This is a genomic window from Paractinoplanes maris (genome assembly GCF_023544465.1).
GTDB classification, from domain to species: Bacteria; Actinomycetota; Actinomycetes; order Mycobacteriales; family Micromonosporaceae; genus Actinoplanes; species Actinoplanes maris.
In genome coordinates this window covers 381,740-397,327 of sequence record NZ_JALPVL010000001.1, presented here as the reverse complement: position 1 = coordinate 397,327, position 15,588 = coordinate 381,740, and the positions used below count along the sequence as shown (strand labels likewise).

The following is a 15,588-nucleotide window of genomic DNA, read 5'->3' as shown; positions in this document are numbered from 1 at the left end:
TGGCGGGGCGGCGCGGTGCTGACAGCGACCCGGCGACCATTTTTATCGAGAGGGACCGAGTTCTCATGAAGAGCGGCATTCACCCGGAGTACACGACCACCGAGGTCATCTGCTCCTGCGGCAGCACCTTCACCACCCGCAGCACCGCCAAGGGCGACGAGATCCGCGTCGAGACCTGCAGCGCCTGCCACCCGTTCTACACCGGCAAGCAGCGCGTCCTCGACACCGCGGGCCGGGTCGCGAAGTTCCAGGCGAAGTACGCCAAGATCAACGCCGCGAAGAAGAAGTAACTGCTCCAACGGCGCCCGCACCCGGCTTTCCGGGGGCGGGCGCCGTTCGCATGTGTGTCCGCCTTCACCAGCCGGGAGAAGAAATGAGCACGGATCGGCTGACCACCCTTCTCGAGGAGTACGCCGATCTCGAGAAGCGGATGGAGGACCCCTCCATCCACTCGGACCAGGCCCTCGTGCGCCGGGTCGGCCGGCGCTTCGCCGAGCTGGCCCCCCTCTATGCCGCCAACGCCGAGCTCGAGGCGGCCCGGGCCGACCTGGTCGCGGCCAAGGAGCTCGCGGCCGAGGACCCGGCCTTCGCCTCCGAGGTCGAGGCGGTCGCGGCCCTGCTGGCGCCGCTCGAGGAGAAGCTCGGCGAGATGCTGATCCCGCGCGACCCGCACGACGCCAAGGACGTGATCGTCGAGATCAAGGCGGGTGAGGGTGGCCAGGAGTCCGCGCTCTTCGCCGGCGACCTGCTGCGGATGTACACCCGCTACGCCGAGCGGCACGGCTGGATCGTCGAGGTGATCGACTCCCAGGAGTCGGACCTGGGCGGCGTCAAGGACATCTCGGTGGCGGTCAAGACCAAGGGTGTGCCCGAGGGCGGTCACGGCGTCTGGTCCCGGATGAAGTGGGAGGGTGGCGTGCACCGGGTGCAGCGCGTCCCGGTCACCGAGTCGCAGGGCCGCATCCACACCTCGGCGGCCGGCGTGCTGGTGCTGCCCGAGGCCGAGGACGTCGACGTCGAGATCGCGCCGAACGACCTGCGGATCGACGTGTTCCGGTCGTCCGGGCCCGGTGGTCAGTCGGTCAACACCACCGACTCCGCCGTCCGCATCACGCACCTGCCCACCGGCACCGTGGTGAGTTGCCAGAACGAGAAGAGCCAGCTGCAGAACAAGGAGTCGGCGCTGCGCATCCTGCGCTCCCGGCTGCTGGCGATGGCGCAGGAGGAGGCCAACGCGGCCGCCTCCGACTCGCGCAAGGCCCAGGTGCGCACGGTCGACCGCTCCGAGCGGATCCGCACCTACAACTTCCCGCAGAACCGCATCACCGACCACCGCATCGGCTACACCGCCTACAACCTCGACCTGGTGCTCGGCGGCGAGCTCGACGCCGTGCTCGACGCGCTGGCTGAGGCCGACCGGGCGGCCCGCCTGGCCGGCGGGTCGGAGATCAGCCGCCGGCCGTAGCGCCGGCCCTGCCTCAGCTGAGGGCGACGATCTCGTAGCTGTCGCCGCGGATGCAGGCCAGGAACGGGGCCCGGACCGAGCAGGGTGGCCCGGCCACGGGCGCGATCGTGCCCAGCAACCACTGGTGGCCGGTCCGCAGATCCCACCGGGTCACCGCGGTGCGGCCGGCCGGCGACCGGGTCCCGCGCAACACGATGGCCGAGCCGGTCTGCTTCTCGTCCCAGGCCAGATTGCCCTCGGCCGGCTCGCCGACCGGCCGGCCGGTGCCCGCGTCGACCAGCCGCAGGCTGCCCTCCTCGGTGCCGTCGCTGAGCACCACCCGATCGCGGCTGAGCGACCAGGCGTTGGTCACGCCGGCCACCTGCCAGCGCCGGGTGCCGGTGGCCGGGTCGTAGGCCTCGACGCCGCGCGTGTTGTTGATGCAGATCAGGACACCGCACGGCGACGCGTAGCCGTCGGTGTCGGACGCCTTCCAGAGCTCGGCCATCGTCCCGGTGCGGTAGACGCTCATGTCGAAGACGTTGGCCTGTGACCGGTTGACCACCACGACGTCGGACATCCCGAACAGATCGTTGAAGAAGCCCTCCTCGGGACGCGGCGTCACCCACGGGATCCGGGCCGCGGTGACGAGCGCACCCGAGTCGTACGCGAAGACCTTGATCTCGCCCGTGTCGGTGGCGGTGACGATGTTCTCGGGCGGGCCGTCGGACGGGATGGCGACCTGGCTCCGGACGCCGGGGGTGTCGTGGCTCCAGATCGTGCCCTGGTCGCTGAGCCGGATCAGCCGCATCCGGGCCAGCCCGGCCGAGGAGGTGTACTCGGTGAGCAGCGCGGTGTCGCCGGTTATCAGGTAGGGCTCGCCGGTGGTGCGCCAGACCTCGGCCCCGGTCGCCGCCGAGATCGCGACGGTCTTCTCGTGGACCTCGGCCTGGAAGGCCGATCCGTCGTCGGCCGACGGCAACGTGAGCAGCTGGGCCTGCACGGGGATCAGCAGCAGCCCGGCCTGATCGGCCGACTGCACGTAGCCGATGGCCCCGTCGAGGTTCCGCCGCCACCGGACCGCGCCGGTGGCCAGCTCGTAGGCCGTGATCGTGGTCGTGGTACCGGTCGTGCGGTGCACGAAGAGACCGTCGCGGCTGATCGCGGTGCCCTGCGCCTCAGCCAGCGGAACGCTCCACAGCGGACGGATACCGTGGGCCCGGGGCACGATCGAGCCGGTCAGACCGACCGCACAGAGCACCACGGTCAGGGCGAGAGCGACCTGGCGGAGAAGCCGGCGGTCGAGCCGGACCGAGCTCGCGGGCGCCGGCTGCTCGCCGTCGGCCGTGGGTATCTCGCCGAGCTCGATGGTGCTCATGACAATGGTCAGATCATCTCGGTGAGGGGCCGGCTGGGCAGCCGGGCCGCCGCGGCGGCGGCGAGCGCGGCACTCAGCGTACGTCCGTTGGCGCCCACCTCGGACCATCCCGCGGCCAGGCTGATCGGGGTCCCCGGCACCAGGATCTGCCAGTTCTCGGCCTTGGTGGCGGCGGTGATGCGACGCGACACCTCGGCCGCCTGGGCCGCCGCCGCTCCCGGCAGCACCACCACGAACTCGTCACCGGCGAACCGGGCCACGAAGTCGCCGCGACGCATCACCCGGCTCAGCACCCCGGCAATCCGCTGCAGCACCAGGTCGCCGCAGTGCCGGCCGTGCCGGGCGTTGACCTCGGTGAAGCCGACCAGGTCGCAGACCCCGATGGCCGCGCGCTCGCCCCGGGCCAGCATCGTGGCCACGTAACGCTCGAGCTGGCGACGGTTGGGCAGGCCGGTCAGCGGGTCGGTCAGGGTCTCGTCGCCGTAGCGGCCGGCGTCCCGCTGGGTCTCCTGCGCGTCGAGCCGGGCCGCGACACCGTCCAGATAGCCGTCCCGGAGCCGGTCGATGCGCTGGGCGGCGAGGCGGAACGCGTAGCGATCGGCGGCGTGCGCGGCGGCGTGATCGCCTGCGGCCGCGTGGCAGATGCTGCGCAACCGGGCCGGCTCGGCCGCGCCCAGGATCTCGGCCGAGACCGGTACGGAGTCGAGCATGGACAGTGCGAGCTCGGGCTTGCCGGTGGCCAGGGTCAGGCAGACGGTGCCGAGGTGGCGCAGGTCGCGGGTGCGGATGCTGTCGCCCCCACCGGTGAGCCACCCGGCCGCGTCGGCCCCGGTCTCCTCGCCCAGGGCCGCCCGCCGGGCCAGTGAGTAGCCGTAGGCCGCGCGGCTGCCCGGGCGCAGGTGCTCGGCGCCGATCGCTACATATCGGACCAGCTCGGCGTCGATGTCCCGCAGCACGCGCAGACAGCCGTCGGTGTCGCCCTGGTGGTCGAGCGAGACCGCGTTGCGCAGCCGGATGCCCGGTGCCGCGAAGATCTCGGGAGCGATGCCGACCGCCAGGCCGACCTGCCGGGCCTGCTCGATCGCGGTCAGCGCGTGCCCGTGAAAACCCAGATAGGAATAGGCCATCGCGAGGTCGTGCCAGCCCCAGGCGGTCTCGGAGTCGTGCTCGCGCACCGCGGCCAGGGCCCGCGACGCCTGCACCAGATGGGTCACGCCCCGGTCCAGATTGCGCTCGAGGTGGGCGCCGAGGGCCGCGAAGGCGTGCATCTGGCCGCGCAGGTAGGGGTCGGGGATCTCGCGCACCGCGTTGTCGGCATTGGTCATGGCGGCCGCGAAATCGGCCGCCCGGCCCAGGTTGATGAGCACGCCGAAACGCTGGACCAGAGCGTAGGCCCGGGTGGTGGGATCGGTCGCCACGGCCAGCACGCCGTCCAGGATCGGCAGCGCCTCGGCCGAGCGGCCGTGCTGCTGAAGGCGTCCGGCCCGGCGCAGCTCGTCGACGTTCTCCGCGAGTCGGTCCAACCAACTCACCAGGCGCCTCCCACCCGTGCCGCGCGTCGGACCGCCGACCCGGCCGGTCGACGTCGCACGTGACGTCCGATGATTATGCCGTGCCCGACTTGGAAAACACCTCCCGATCATCGTCGTTGAGCCGGGCGCTCGCCGGCGCGGTAGCCGATCTCGCCGCGGCCGGGCTGCCATCGCCCCGGGTCGATGCGGAGTGGCTGGCCGCCCACGCGCTGGGCATCCCACGTGGGCGGTTGTTGCTCGTGGACTCGATGCGGCCCGATGAGCTGAGCCGGTTCACCGAGCTGGTGGCCGCGCGGGCGAGACGGATCCCGTTGCAGCACCTGCTGGGCACGGCCGCCTTCCGGCATCTCGAACTTCAGGTCGGGACGGGCGTCTTCGTCCCACGACCCGAGACGGAGCTCCTCGCCGGCTGGGGGATCGAGCACACCGCGCCCGGCGCGACAGTGGTCGACCTGTGCAGCGGCTCGGGCGCGATCGCGCTCGCCGTGGCCGACGAGGCCGAGCCGGGCCGGGTCGTCGCGGTCGAGCGGTCGCCGGCCGCGCTGGCCTATCTGCGCCGCAACGCCGCCGGGTTCCCGGCGGTCGAGGTGACCGAGGGCGACGTCACCGACCCCGGCCTGCTGGCCGGCCTGCGCGGGCAGGCCGACGTGGTGCTGTGCAACCCGCCCTACGTGCCCGACGGGACGCCGGTGCCGCCCGAGGTGGCCGGGCACGACCCGGCCGAGGCGGTCTTCGGCGGCGGCGACGGGCTCACCGTTATCCGGCCGGTCGTCGCGCTGGCCGCGGCCCTGCTCCGGCCGGGCGGGGTGGTCGGCATCGAGCACGACGACGGGCACGGCGAGGCGGTCCCGGCGCTGCTGCGGGCCGACGGCCGGTTCACCGCGGTGACGGCCCATGACGACCTCACCGGTCGCCCCCGCTATGCGACCGCCCGCCGCACCTGATCGATACGGCGCGCCGCATGGCAGACTGCACGATGTGATGCTCTATGACTGCCGGACCACCGCCGACCGTGATCGCGGCATCGCCGCCGCCGTCGAGGCCGTCAAGAGCGGTGAGCTGGTCGTCATGCCGACCGACACGGTGTATGGCGTCGGGGCCGACGCGTTCACCGCGCACGCGATCACCTCGCTGCACCATGCGCGAAGCGTGACCGATCCCGTTCCGCCGCCCGTGCTGGTCGGCTCCCGCCACACACTCGACGGGCTGGTCTATTCGCTGCCCAAGGCGGCGCGCGAGCTGGCCGACGCCTTCTGGCCGGGCGCACTGACCCTCTACGTCGAGCATTCCCCCAGCCTGCAGTGGGATCTGGGGGAGACCGGCGGCCGGGTGGCCGTGCGCATGCCGCTGCATCCGGTGGCACTCGAGGTGCTGCGCGCGGTCGGCCCGATGGCGGTCACCACGGCCAACAAGGCCGGTCAGCCCGCCCCGGCCACCGCCGAGGCGGCCCGCGACCAGCTGGAGTACGCGGTTCGCGTCTACCTGGAGGCCGGCGAGGCGCACGACCCGGCCCCGAGCACGATCGTCGACGTCAGCGGCGAGGTGCCTCAGCTGCTGCGGGCCGGCGCCGTCTCGCTGGAGAAACTGCGCGACGTCGTCCCCGAGATCCTGGCCGCGGAGGCCTGAGGTGGCGCCCTTCACCGTCCTGCACATCTGCATGGGAAACATCTGCCGGTCGCCGATGGCCGAGCGGCTGCTGGCCCGCGCGGTCCGCGACCGGGCCGGCGAGCAGTCCGAGCAGCTGGTGCGCAGCGTCAGCGCGGGCACCGGCGGCTGGCACGAGGGTGAGCAGATGAACCCGCCGGCGGCCCGGCAGGTGCTCGCCCGGGGCGGCTCGGACGACGGCTTCGAGGCCCGCAAGCTGCGCGGCGACTTCATCGACGAGGCCGACCTGATCCTCACCGCGACCGCCGACCAGTTCGACTACGTGGTCGCGCTGCGTCCCGACGCGGCCGGCCGCACGTTCGTCACCGGTGAGTTCGGGCGACTGCTGAGCGGCGTCGACGCGAGCGAGCTCCCCCCGGGCGAGCCCAAGCCCGACGCGGTGCGCGCCCGCGGGGCGGCCATCGTCGAGGCCGTGCGCCGGCTGCGCGGTGATTCCGGTCCGCGGCCGGCCGACGACCTCGACGACCCGTGGGGCCGCGGCGACCAGACGTTCCAGCGCATCGGCGACGAGATCGAGGACACCACCGTCCCGTTCGCCGTGCTCCTGCTCCCGTGACGATCGTCCGGCCCGACGCCGACGGGTTCCGCCGCGCCGTCGAGGTGCTGCGAGCCGACTCGGTTGTCGCCTTCCCCACCGAGACCGTCTACGGCCTGGGCGCCAACGCGTTCTCCGAGAAGGCGGTGGGCGAGATCTACCGGCTCAAGAACCGGCCGTCCTGGAACCCGCTGATCGTGCACGTGGCCAACGTCGAAGCCGCCCGCGAGCTCACCGAGTCGTGGCCCGACGAGGCCAACGAGCTGGCCGCCCAGTTCTGGCCCGGACCGCTGACCCTGGTGCTGCCCCGGGCCCGCCATCTCGACGGGGTCGGCGCGAGCAACGACACCATCGCCATCCGCATCCCGGCCCACGAGGTCGCGCTGAGACTGCTCGAGGCGTCCGGGCTCGCGCTCGCCGCGCCCAGCGCCAACCGCTCCGAGGGCATCTCGCCGACCACTGCCGAGCACGTGCTGCGCAGCCTGCCCGACGTGCCGCTGGTGCTCGACGGCGGTCCGGCGTCCTGGGGCATCGAGTCGACCGTGGTCGACCTGACCGGCTCCGGGGTGCGGCTGCTGCGCCCGGGCGCGCTGTCCCTGCGGGCCCTGCGCGACGTGGCCGGCCCGATCACGTTGCCCGGCGAGGGCCCGGCCGACGGCGCGGTCCGGGCGTCACCCGGCATGAGCCGCCGGCACTATGCGCCGCGCGCGACGGTGGTGCTGGTCGAGGACGTACGAGACGCCGACCGCGACGATTCGGTCGGCGTGCTGACCTACGAGACGGCCGCCGTCGAGGGGGCCGAGGTCCTCTCGGCCGACCCCCGGGAGTACGCGGCCGACCTCTACGCCGCCCTGCACCGCCTCGACGACGCCGGAGTGGCGACGATCCTGGTGCGGGAACCGCCACCGACCGAGGACTGGCTGGCCGTCCGGGATCGTCTGGCTCGCGCGGCCACTAAGTAGCCGGGGTCTCGGCGCCGCGGGCGATGTTGCGCGCCATGCCGTTGAAGATCACGCCGTGGAACGGCACCAGCGAGGCCCAGTACGCGTGCCCGGCCAGCCCGCGGGGCAGGAAGATGGCCCGCTGGCGATAGACGCTGCCGCCGTTGCCGTCCGGGACGGCGCGCATCTCGAGCCAGGCCCGCCCCGGCACCCGCATCTCGGCCCGCAGCCGCAGCGTCCGGCCGGGCTCGATCTCCTCGACCCGCCACCAGTCCAGGGCCTCACCGACCCGCAGGTGGTGGCGGTCGCGCCGGCCCCGGCGCAGCCCGACCCCGCCGACCAGCCGGTCCAGCCAGCCGCGGACCGACCAGGCCAGCGGGAACGAATACCAGCCGTTCTCGCCGCCCACGCCCTCGATGACCCGCCACAGCGCGTCGGCCGGCGCCTTCACCTCGCGGGTGCGCTCGTCGACATAGATGCTGCCGCCGGACCAGTCCGGGTCCGACGGCAGCGGTTCGGCCGCCGCGTCCCGGCCGGCCGCGTTCGACCAGCGGGTCTCGACGTTCGCGTCGCGGACCTTGCCCAGCGCGACCCGGACGGCCTGCTCGAAGCCGAGCGGTTCCTCCGGCGAGTACTCGGCGATGTCGTTCTCGTGCGCCACGGCCTCGTGGATCAGGCTGGCCACCAGCGGCCGGGCGATCGCGTTGGGCACCGGGGTGACCAGGCCGACCCAGTGGGCCGACAACCAGGGGCTCAGCGGGCGCAACGGCAGGACGACCCGCCGCCGCAGTCCGGCCACGTGGGCGTAGCCCTGCATCATCTGGGCGTAGGTCAGGACGTCCCGGCCACCCACGTCGAACCCGCGGTTGACCTCCGGCGGCATCTCGGCCGCGGCGATCAGGTAGCGCAGCACGTCGCGGACGGCGATGGGCTGGATCCGGTTGCTGACCCAGCGCGGGGTGACCATGACCGGCAGGCGCTCGGTGAGATAGCGGAGCATCTCGAACGAGGCCGACCCGGAACCGATGATGACCGGGGCGCGCAGCACGGTTGTCGGCACCCCGGAGGCCAGCAGGATCCGGGCCACCTCGGCCCGCGAGCGCAGGTGCGGGGAGGGGTGCTCGTCGGGCGGCGGCTCCGGGCCACCCAGATAGACGATCCGCGAGACGCCGGCCGCCTTGGCCGCCGTCGCGAAGTTCTCCGCGGCTTGCCGGTCCAGCTGCTCGAAGTCCTTGCGGCCCAGCGAGTGCATCAGGAAATAGGCCACGTCGATGCCCTCGAAGGCCGCGGTCAGCGTCTCCGGTTTGTTCAGATCGCCCTCGGCCACCTCGACCTGAGGCGCCCAGGGCACGTCGCGCAGACGGCCGGCACCACGGGTCAGACACCGCACCTCGTGGCCGCCCTCGAGCAGGCGGGGCGCGAGCCGCCCGCCGATGTATCCGGTCGCACCGGTCACCAAGCACCGCATAAACGCAGACTGTGCCCCCGGAGAGCCCCTCATAAGCCATATGCTCGAATCCGGCGACGTTGCCTACTCGGGGAGGGCACGTGGACACCTTCTGGGGGCCGGATTTCCGGGCGCTCGAGCGTGCCGATCCGGAGATCGCCCATGTCCTATTGGCCGAGGTCGAGCGTCAGGCCGGCGGGCTCCAGCTGATCGCGAGCGAGAATTTCACCTCGTCCTCGGTGCTGGCCGCGCTCGGCTCGACCCTGGCCAACAAGTACGCCGAGGGCTATCCGGGCGAGCGCTACTACGGTGGCTGCCTCGAGGCCGACCGGGCCGAGCTGCTGGCCGTCGAGCGGGCCAAGGAGCTGTTCGGCGCCGATCACGCCAACGTGCAGCCGCACTCGGGCACGGCGGCCAACCTCGCAGCGTACGCGGCCCTGGCCGAGCCGGGCGACCCGGTGCTCACGATGGAGCTCTCGCACGGCGGCCATCTGACCCATGGCAGCCGGGTCAACTTCAGCGGCAAGTGGTTCCACCCGATCGGCTACCGGGTCCGGGCCGACACCGAGCAGATCGACTACGACGAGGTCCGCGACCTGGCGCTGGCCCACCGGCCCAAGATGATCGTCTGCGGCGCCACGGCGTATCCCCGACTGATCGACTTCGCCCTCTTCCGCGAGATCGCCGACGAGGTGGGCGCCTATCTGGTGGTCGACGCCGCGCACTTCATCGGGCTGGTGGCCGGCCGGGCCATCCCGTCGCCGGTGCCGCACGCCGACGTCGTCACCTGCACCACCCACAAGGTGCTGCGCGGTCCCCGCGGCGGTCTGATCCTGTGCCGGGCCGAGCTCGCCCAGCGCATCGACAAGGCGGTCTTCCCGTTCAGCCAGGGTGGCCCGATGATGCATGCCATCGCGGCCAAGGCGGTGGCTCTGCGTGAGGCCTCGCTGCCGGGTTTCCGGACGTACGCCCGTCAGGTCGTCAAGAACGCGCAGGCGCTGGCCGCGGGTCTGACCGCCGAGGGGCTGCGGCCGGTTTCCGGCGGCACCGACACCCACCTGGTCCTGGCCGACCTGCGCGACCTCGCGGTGTCGGGGCGCGACGCCGAGGCGCGCTGCGACCTGGCCCGCATCACTCTCAACAAAAATGCCATCCCGTACGATCCTGAGCGACCCGCGGTGGCCTCGGGCATCCGGGTGGGCTCGCCGAGCGTGACCACCCAGGGCATGCGCGAGGGCGAGATGCGGCAGATCGCCGGTCTCATCGGCCTCGCCGTGCGGTGCGATCCGGACACGGTGGCCGGGGCGTCCCGCCTGGCCGATGCCGCGGACGAGGTGGCCGCACTGGTGCGGCGGTTCCCGGCGTACGGGCGGCAGGAGGTGATGGCTTGAGTACCGAGGTCGACGAGTTCGAGCGGGAGCGGCTGCGCGCGCTGGAGTTCCAGCGGGAGCAGGCGAAGGACGACGACGACGACCGTCCGCTGCCCGATCTGCCGCCGCTGCCGGCCGACCCGCGGTGGCGGGTGGCCCATCTGCCCTTCCTCACCGCCGTGTCGTTCGCGCTGCTGCTGTGCGCCGCGTCGGCCGGCTTCCTCAGCGGGGGAGCACCGGCGGCACTCGGCGCCGCTTCCGGCGTGCTCATCGTGACGGTCAGCTATACGATGTCGACGCTCGTCATTGCCTGGGCCGATACTGTGCGGCCGGCCCTGTTGATGCCGCTGGCATTGTTCACCTACGTCCTGAAATACAGCGCGCTCGGCGTCGTCCTGGCATTCGGGGTCTCGACGGATTGGGCGGGTAAGAACGCGCTCGGGTGGGGAATCGTCTCCGGCGTCGTGGTCTGGACCTCCGTCCAGGCGTGGTGGTTGCACAAACTGAGTCGCCCGAACTGATCGTCTAGTAGCCGTTTCGCCTCGTCAGCGCACTATTCGTGGTTTGTTGACCACGAAACGGTGACGTGAACGCTTATGGCTTGCTGGGTTATGGCGAAGGGGGAGTACCGTGTCCTTCCAGTTGCGAGACCCCTGACGCCTGAACAGCTTCGGTTGTGCGGGGGGTCCCGCTTAGCCTCGTCTTTCCTGCTGATATCGTTCGGGCCGTCATGACCGGTCAAGAACCTCCCAGGAAACCCAGCGGTAACGACGACGACCAGCCCCCACCCGACACGGGCATGGGTATGACTGCGGTCGCTTACCTCATTTCGGGCATGTTGGTGTGGGGAGCGATCGGTTGGCTGGTTGATCACTGGGTCGGCACGTCAGGCATCTTCACCGGAATCGGTGCGGTTGTCGGTGTCGGCGGCGGTGTCTACCTCATCGTGCGCCGTCTCGGCGCCTGACAGGAAAGGGCTACGGTGATCGGTCAGTCGTTGGTCCTCGCCTCGGAAGTTCCATTCCCCCCGAGCGTCGAGGACTTCTATCTGCCCAGCATCGTGCCGTGGGGCGCGCACGACAGCTACTGGTTCACCAAGATCACCGCTCTGATGTGGGTCTCGGTGGCGGCGATCATCATCTTCTTCCTGGTCACGTACCGGAAGCCGCAGCTGGTGCCGACCAAGAAGCAGTGGCTGGCCGAGAGCATCTACGGCTTCGTGCGCAACAACATCGCGGTCGACATGCTCGGCAAGCGTGGCGTGAACTTCGCGCCGTACCTCACCACGTTGTTCGTCTTCATCCTGCTGATGAACTTCTGGGCCATCGTGCCGTTCGCGCAGATCTCGCCGAACTCGCACATCGCCTTCCCCGCGATCCTCGCGGTGATCAGCTACGTGATGTTCATCTACATCGGCATGAAGCACCACGGCGGCTTGAAGTACTTCAAGCACGCGCTGATCCCGCCGGCGCCGTGGTTCATCCTGCCGCTGCTGATCCCGATCGAGTTCTTCTCGACCTTCCTCGTGCGGCCGTTCTCGCTCGCCGTCCGTCTCTTCGCGAACATGTTCGCCGGGCACATGCTGCTGCTGGTGTTCACGCTGGGCGGCTTCGCGATGCTGAACGCCAACCTCTGGTTCGCGCCGTTCTCGCTCGTCTCCTGGGTGATGACCATCGCGCTGACCTTCCTGGAGTTCCTGGTCATCTGCCTCCAGGCCTACGTCTTCACGGTGCTGACCGCGAGCTACGTCCAGGGCGCGCTCGCCGACGAGCACTGAGCTGTTCCCCGCACCAACCCGCTTCACCCCGTTTGTCGTCCCGCGTGATAGTCACGCGAGATACCAGGAGGATCCTGAAATGCTTTTCGCCGAAGTTGTCGGTAGCACCGCTGCCATCGGTTACGGCCTCGCCGCCATCGGCCCCGGCATCGGTGTTGGTCTGGTCTTCTCGGCCTACATCCAGTCGACCGCTCGTCAGCCGGAGTCTTCCCGCCTGACCCTGCCGTACGTCTGGATCGGCTTCGCCGTTATCGAGGCGCTCGCCCTCCTGGGCATCGCCTTCGGCTTCATCTGGGCCGGCGAACTCTGACGTGCAGCCTCGTTAGGAGGTGTCCATGATCACCGAGATTCTGACCGTCGCCGCCGAAGAGGGCGCCACGGAGCACAACCCGATCATCCCGCTCTGGCAGGAGGTCGTCCTCGGCCTGATCGCCTTCTCGATCCTCTGCTTCGTGCTGATGAAGTTCGTCTTCCCCATGATGGAGAAGACCTTCGCGGCGCGGGTGGACGCGATCGAGGGCGGCATCAAGCGTGCCGAGGCCGCTCAGGCCGAGGCCAATCAGCTCCTCGAGCAGTACAAGGCCCAGTTGGCCGAGGCTCGTACCGAGGCCGCGCGCATCCGCGACGAGGCCCGGGCCGACGCCGAGGGCATCCGTCAGGATGTCCTGGCCAAGGCGCGCGAGGAGTCGGACCGCATCATCGGCGCCGGCCAGGAGCAGCTCGCCGCACAGCGCGAGAGCATCGTGCGTGAGCTCCGCGCCGAGGTCGGCACGCTCGCGGTCGACCTGGCCAGCAAGATCGTCGGCGAGAGCCTCGCCGACGAGGCGCGCAGCCGGGGCACCGTCGAGCGCTTCATCAACGAGCTCGGCCCGGCCGGCTCGGCGGGCGGGCGGCGCTGATGGCGTCGAGCGTCAGCCAGCAGGCGCAGGCCGAGGCGAGCGAGAAGTTCGCCGCCGGCACCTCCACGGCCTCGGCCGCGCAGGTCGCCACGGCCGCCGACGAGATCCTGTCGGTGGCCGGCCTGCTCCGGGCTCAGCCGCGGCTCCGCCGGGCGCTGACCGACCCGTCGCGCTCCGGCGCCGACCGGGGCGGACTGGTTCGCTCGCTGCTGTCCGGCAAGGTTTCCCCGGTCGTCCTCGACACTCTCGCGACCCTGGTCGCGGGCCGGTTCTCCCGGCCCTCCCAGGTGCTCGACAGCGTCGAGCGGCTGGGCGCGGACGCCCTGCTGGACTCGGCGGCCAAGGACGACAAGCTGGCCGAGGTCGAGGACGAGCTGTTCCGCTTCGGGCAGATCGTCTCGGGCAACGGCCGGCTCGCGACCACGCTGAGCGATCCAGGTGCGCCGATCGAACGCCGCGTTAAGCTGGTGCAGGACTTGCTCAAGGGCAAGACCCAGCCGGCCACGCTGCGGCTCGCCGAGATCGCTCTCGAGGGCTTCGGCGGTCGTGGCTTCGAGGCGTCGTTGATCCGGTTGGTCGAGCTGACCGCAGCCAAGCGGGACCGTGAGGTCGCGTACGTGACGGTTGCCCGGCCGCTGACCGACGCCGACGAGCAGGCGCTGGCTGCCAAGTTGTCCGACATCTACGGCCGGTCGGTCTCGCTGAAGATCGACGTCGATCCCGCGATCATCGGCGGCGTCAGTGTCCGGGTCGGCTCCGACCTGTACGACGGCACGATCCTGCGCCGGCTCAACGCCGCCAAGCAGGCATTCGCGAAGTAGCTTTACTGAGCTGCCAAAACGGCTTCGCCGTACTGCGATGAAGTTTTGAACTCGGTCCGGCGGCGACGCGGATCGAGCAGGCCCCTCGGTGGCGGGAACGTCCCGAGCTAGACAGAGAAGGCAGAGGATGGCCGAGCTGACCATCTCCTCGGACGAGATCCGGGGGGCGCTAGAGCGCTACGTCTCGTCCGCTACCAATGAGGTCACCCGCGAAGAGGTCGGCATCGTCTCCGATGCGGGCGACGGCATCGCCCACGTCGAGGGCCTGCCCTCGGCGATGGCGAACGAACTGCTCGAATTCGAGGACGGCACCCTCGGTGTCGCGCTGAACCTCGACGTCCGCGAGATCGGCGTCGTGGTCCTCGGTGACTTCACCGGCATCGAGGAGGGCCAGCAGGTCAAGCGGACCGGGCGCGTCCTTTCGGTCCCGGTCGGCGACGCCTTCCTCGGTCGGGTGGTCGACCCGCTGGGCCGGCCCATCGACGACCGGGGCGAGATCGCCAACGAGGGCTTCCGCGAGCTCGAGCTCCAGGCACCCAACGTGATGAACCGCCAGCCGGTGAAGCAGCCGCTGCAGACCGGCATCAAGGCGATCGACGCCATGACGCCGATCGGCCGTGGCCAGCGCCAGCTGATCATCGGCGACCGTAAGACCGGCAAGACCACGGTCGCGATCGACACGATCATCAACCAGCGGGCGAACTGGGAGTCCGGCGACCCGGCCAAGCAGGTCCGCTGCATCTACGTCGCCATCGGGCAGAAGGCGACCACCATCGCCTCCATCCGGGGCACGCTGGAGCAGAACGGCGCGCTGGAGTACACGACGATCGTCGCGGCCCCGGCGTCCGACCCGGCCGGCTTCAAGTACATCGCCCCGTACACCGGCTCGTCCATCGGACAGCACTGGATGTACAACGGCAAGCACGTCCTGATCGTCTTCGACGACCTGACGAAGCAGGCCGAGGCCTACCGCGCGGTCTCGCTGCTGCTGCGCCGCCCGCCGGGCCGTGAGGCCTACCCGGGTGACGTCTTCTACCTGCACTCCCGCCTGCTCGAGCGCTGCGCCAAGCTCTCCGACGAGCTGGGTGCGGGCTCGATGACCGGTCTGCCGATCATCGAGACGAAGGCCAACGACATCTCGGCCTACATCCCGACGAACGTCATCTCGATCACCGACGGCCAGATCTTCCTGGAGACCGACCTGTTCGCCTCGGGTGTCCGCCCGGCGATCAACGTCGGCACCTCGGTGTCCCGGGTCGGCGGTTCGGCGCAGGTCAAGGCGATGCGCTCGGTCTCCGGCCGCCTCCGCCTCGACCTGGCCCAGTTCCGTGAGCTGGAGGCCTTCTCGGCCTTCGCCTCCGACCTGGACCGCGCGTCGCGGGCTCAGCTCGAGAAGGGCGTCCGCCTGGTCGAGCTGCTCAAGCAGCCGCAGTACTCGCCGTACTCGGTGGTCGACGAGGTCATCGTGATCTGGGCCGGCACCACCGGCCAGCTCGACGACATCCCGGTCGGCGACGTCCGCCGCTTCGAGCAGGACTTCCTGGGCTGGGTCAAGCGGCACCGCAGCGACACCTACACGGCGATCGACTCGACCGGCTTGCTGTCGGACGACGACGTGGAGAACCTGAAGAGCGGCGTGACCGAGTTCAAGGAGCTCTTCAAGCGCGGCGAGACCGGCTCCTCGGTCAACGAGGACCCGGCCGAGCCGCTCGAGGACGGCCGCCAGACGCGTGAGACGGTGACCCGCGAGGTTCCCCGTCCGGCCGAAGGCCAGTAGCC

At 70.8% G+C, this 15,588-nt stretch carries 17 protein-coding genes; 14 read left to right on the top strand and 3 right to left on the bottom strand.

Features of this window, described 5'->3' with window-relative positions; genetic code table 11:
* The first annotated feature begins 65 nt into the window (after nt 1-65).
* Together rpmE and prfA are read left to right on the top strand one after the other, a co-directional pair.
* A complete protein-coding gene (gene rpmE / locus NAG42_RS01865; RefSeq protein WP_250027450.1) occupies nt 66-290 on the top strand; it encodes a 50S ribosomal protein L31 in 225 nt (74 codons plus the stop codon).
* 83 nt (nt 291-373) lie between these two features.
* Entirely contained in the window at nt 374-1,465 is a 1,092-nt protein-coding gene (gene prfA / locus NAG42_RS01860; protein WP_250027449.1) for a peptide chain release factor 1, read from the top strand.
* Between the two features lie 13 nt (nt 1,466-1,478).
* Here the strand turns inward: prfA and NAG42_RS01855 are convergent, their stop codons facing one another.
* Nucleotides 1,479-2,822 (bottom strand): outer membrane protein assembly factor BamB family protein, encoded by a 1,344-nt coding sequence (locus NAG42_RS01855; protein WP_250027448.1) that lies wholly within the window; start codon nt 2,820-2,822, stop codon nt 1,479-1,481.
* Between the two features lie 8 nt (nt 2,823-2,830).
* Entirely contained in the window at nt 2,831-4,354 is a 1,524-nt protein-coding gene (locus NAG42_RS01850) for a GGDEF domain-containing protein (protein WP_250027447.1), read from the bottom strand.
* An 89-nt stretch (nt 4,355-4,443) separates the two neighbouring features.
* Here NAG42_RS01850 and prmC point away from each other — a divergent pair, with 89 nt between their 5' ends.
* From prmC to NAG42_RS44770, 4 genes are read left to right on the top strand one after another with little or no spacing between them, the layout of a single operon-like run.
* Nucleotides 4,444-5,298 (top strand): peptide chain release factor N(5)-glutamine methyltransferase, encoded by an 855-nt coding sequence (gene prmC, locus NAG42_RS01845; protein ID WP_250028315.1) that lies wholly within the window; start codon nt 4,444-4,446, stop codon nt 5,296-5,298.
* Complete coding sequence (locus NAG42_RS01840) at nt 5,276-5,980, top strand: L-threonylcarbamoyladenylate synthase (RefSeq protein WP_438872357.1); 705 nt, start codon at nt 5,276-5,278, stop codon at nt 5,978-5,980. The genes prmC and NAG42_RS01840 overlap by 23 nt, the downstream gene beginning before the upstream one ends.
* 1 nt (nt 5,981) lies before the next feature.
* Nucleotides 5,982-6,575, top strand: coding sequence for an arsenate reductase/protein-tyrosine-phosphatase family protein (locus NAG42_RS01835; RefSeq protein WP_250027446.1), 594 nt, complete (start codon nt 5,982-5,984; stop codon nt 6,573-6,575).
* Nucleotides 6,572-7,516, top strand: coding sequence for an L-threonylcarbamoyladenylate synthase (locus tag NAG42_RS44770; protein WP_250027445.1), 945 nt, complete (start codon nt 6,572-6,574; stop codon nt 7,514-7,516). Before NAG42_RS01835 ends, NAG42_RS44770 begins: the two co-directional genes overlap by 4 nt.
* Here NAG42_RS44770 and NAG42_RS01825 read toward each other — a convergent pair.
* Nucleotides 7,509-8,963, bottom strand: coding sequence for an SDR family oxidoreductase (locus NAG42_RS01825; protein WP_250027444.1), 1,455 nt, complete (start codon nt 8,961-8,963; stop codon nt 7,509-7,511). The genes NAG42_RS44770 and NAG42_RS01825 overlap by 8 nt on opposite strands.
* Before the next feature lie 80 nt (nt 8,964-9,043).
* On the opposite strand from NAG42_RS01825, the gene glyA reads away from it, so the two are divergent.
* The 8 genes from glyA (at nt 9,044) to atpA (ending at nt 15,586) form a co-directional block, all read left to right on the top strand.
* Nucleotides 9,044-10,333, top strand: coding sequence for a serine hydroxymethyltransferase (gene glyA / locus NAG42_RS01820; protein ID WP_250027443.1), 1,290 nt, complete (start codon nt 9,044-9,046; stop codon nt 10,331-10,333).
* The gene (locus NAG42_RS01815) at nt 10,330-10,833 is read left to right on the top strand and encodes a hypothetical protein (protein WP_438872340.1); all 504 of its coding nucleotides are present in this window, start codon (nt 10,330-10,332) and stop codon (nt 10,831-10,833) included. Before glyA ends, NAG42_RS01815 begins: the two co-directional genes overlap by 4 nt.
* A 209-nt stretch (nt 10,834-11,042) precedes the next feature.
* Nucleotides 11,043-11,279, top strand: a complete 237-nt coding sequence (locus NAG42_RS01810) for an AtpZ/AtpI family protein (protein WP_250027442.1) — start codon at nt 11,043-11,045, stop codon at nt 11,277-11,279.
* Nucleotides 11,280-11,294: 15 nt separating this feature from the next.
* Nucleotides 11,295-12,089 carry a F0F1 ATP synthase subunit A gene (gene atpB / locus NAG42_RS01805; RefSeq protein ID WP_221375848.1) on the top strand — a complete coding sequence of 265 codons (795 nt, stop codon included), beginning with the start codon at nt 11,295-11,297 and terminating at the stop codon, nt 12,087-12,089.
* Between the two features lie 79 nt (nt 12,090-12,168).
* Entirely contained in the window at nt 12,169-12,399 is a 231-nt protein-coding gene (locus tag NAG42_RS01800) for an ATP synthase F0 subunit C (protein ID WP_250027441.1), read from the top strand.
* 37 nt (nt 12,400-12,436) lie between these two features.
* Complete coding sequence (locus NAG42_RS01795; protein ID WP_250028312.1) at nt 12,437-12,988, top strand: F0F1 ATP synthase subunit B; 552 nt, start codon at nt 12,437-12,439, stop codon at nt 12,986-12,988.
* Nucleotides 12,988-13,809, top strand: coding sequence for a F0F1 ATP synthase subunit delta (locus tag NAG42_RS01790; RefSeq protein ID WP_250027440.1), 822 nt, complete (start codon nt 12,988-12,990; stop codon nt 13,807-13,809). The genes NAG42_RS01795 and NAG42_RS01790 overlap by 1 nt, the downstream gene beginning before the upstream one ends.
* A 127-nt stretch (nt 13,810-13,936) precedes the next feature.
* Nucleotides 13,937-15,586: a F0F1 ATP synthase subunit alpha gene (gene atpA / locus NAG42_RS01785; protein WP_250027439.1), complete on the top strand. Its 1,650-nt coding sequence runs from the start codon at nt 13,937-13,939 to the stop codon at nt 15,584-15,586.
* The last annotated feature ends 2 nt before the right edge of the window (nt 15,587-15,588 follow it).

What these genes read in the sequence shown, in the direction of transcription:
- rpmE (WP_250027450.1), top strand. Translation starts at nt 66, where the DNA reads ATGAAGAGCGGCATTCACCCGGAGTACACGACCACCGAGGTCATCTGC.
- prfA (WP_250027449.1), top strand. Translation starts at nt 374, where the DNA reads ATGAGCACGGATCGGCTGACCACCCTTCTCGAGGAGTACGCCGATCTC.
- NAG42_RS01855 (WP_250027448.1), bottom strand. Translation starts at nt 2,822, where the DNA reads ATGAGCACCATCGAGCTCGGCGAGATACCCACGGCCGACGGCGAGCAG.
- NAG42_RS01840 (WP_438872357.1), top strand. Translation starts at nt 5,276, where the DNA reads ATGCGACCGCCCGCCGCACCTGATCGATACGGCGCGCCGCATGGCAGA.
- NAG42_RS01825 (WP_250027444.1), bottom strand. Translation starts at nt 8,963, where the DNA reads ATGCGGTGCTTGGTGACCGGTGCGACCGGATACATCGGCGGGCGGCTC.
- NAG42_RS01810 (WP_250027442.1), top strand. Translation starts at nt 11,043, where the DNA reads ATGACCGGTCAAGAACCTCCCAGGAAACCCAGCGGTAACGACGACGAC.
- NAG42_RS01800 (WP_250027441.1), top strand. Translation starts at nt 12,169, where the DNA reads ATGCTTTTCGCCGAAGTTGTCGGTAGCACCGCTGCCATCGGTTACGGC.
- NAG42_RS01790 (WP_250027440.1), top strand. Translation starts at nt 12,988, where the DNA reads ATGGCGTCGAGCGTCAGCCAGCAGGCGCAGGCCGAGGCGAGCGAGAAG.
- atpA (WP_250027439.1), top strand. Translation starts at nt 13,937, where the DNA reads ATGGCCGAGCTGACCATCTCCTCGGACGAGATCCGGGGGGCGCTAGAG.